Origin of the sequence: Nocardioides sp. CPCC 206348, assembly GCF_048654705.1 — a bacterium.
Lineage (GTDB): Bacteria > Actinomycetota > Actinomycetes > Propionibacteriales > Nocardioidaceae > Nocardioides.
This window is the reverse complement of record NZ_JBMCZA010000026.1, coordinates 1-1,000: the sequence shown is the minus strand read 5'-3', so window position 1 is coordinate 1,000 and position 1,000 is coordinate 1. Positions and strand designations below refer to the sequence as shown.

Below are 1,000 nucleotides of genomic sequence, written 5' to 3'. Positions count from 1 at the left end.
GGGCAATCAGCACGGCAACGTCGCCGCTGATCGTGTCGCCTGGCGCATCCGATCTCCATGCGTCGACTATTCGGCGGTGCGCTCCGGTCAGGTCGACGGAATCTTCGTGGTCACTGGTGAGCAGGCGCTGAACCAGGTCGAACTCATGGGTCGCCATCAGTCGTTTCCCAAACCCTGGCCGGAGAGAACCACCAAACCGGTGCTGTCCAGTCGCAGAGTCGGGGCCTTGATGGCAGTTGACAAGGCGCGGGCCACGACTTCCTCCCGGTGGATTTCCTCGGTGAGGGTGTTTAGTTCGGCCCCAGTGCTGCGAACTGCGCGCAATCGCAACTGACCCAATCGGGTCGCGGCGTCCTGTTCGGCGATCCCCGCCGCACGCTCGATGGCGGCCAGTGTCTCGGCACTGCTGCGGACCAGTTTCTGTGCTGCTTTCTCGGTCTTGCGCCATTCGGCGGCCCAGTTGGCTGCCGACACGATCTCGTACGCACGCTCGATCCGGATCCGGTTCAGGGCGTAGTCGCCGCCAGGCTCGACCCCGGGTTTCGCATAGGGCGCCTCCAGTGCCTCGAGATGCACCTTGCTTGTCAGTTCCCTGCCCTTGCTGTCCATCCATACGGTGACGATGAGTGGCGGGAAGATCCCGTCGGCACGCCGGGCCAAGGACAGTTGGTCCAGGCCACGGTCCGGGAGTGTGGCCAATTGGCTGCGCGGGTCATCAGCCGACGGGACCTCGAGTGGGTTCGCCTCGATCGCGTAGTCGAACCGATAGACCACGGTCTCCGCTCGCGACCAGGTCGGCAGCCAGCGCCACATCCCGAAGGCGCGGCCGCGGTCGTCGTTGGTCAGGAAGTCGGAGACGGCGTCGATGAACGGGTCGCCGTAGCGGTACAGGTGGACGTCACTGCGATCGATCGCCACGGTCCGCACGAAGGTGCCACGGTGTTCGCGGAACGGTAGGAAGTCGCGGACCAGTCGCCAAGCAGGGACCAACGGCATCTGG

At 65.0% G+C, this 1,000-nt stretch carries 1 protein-coding gene; it reads right to left on the bottom strand.

The features are described from left to right. Positions 1 to 156: 156 nt before the first annotated feature. The coding region (locus ACOADB_RS00835) for a hypothetical protein (RefSeq protein ID WP_378596028.1) at positions 157 to 1,000 on the bottom strand (844 nt) is incomplete at its 5' end.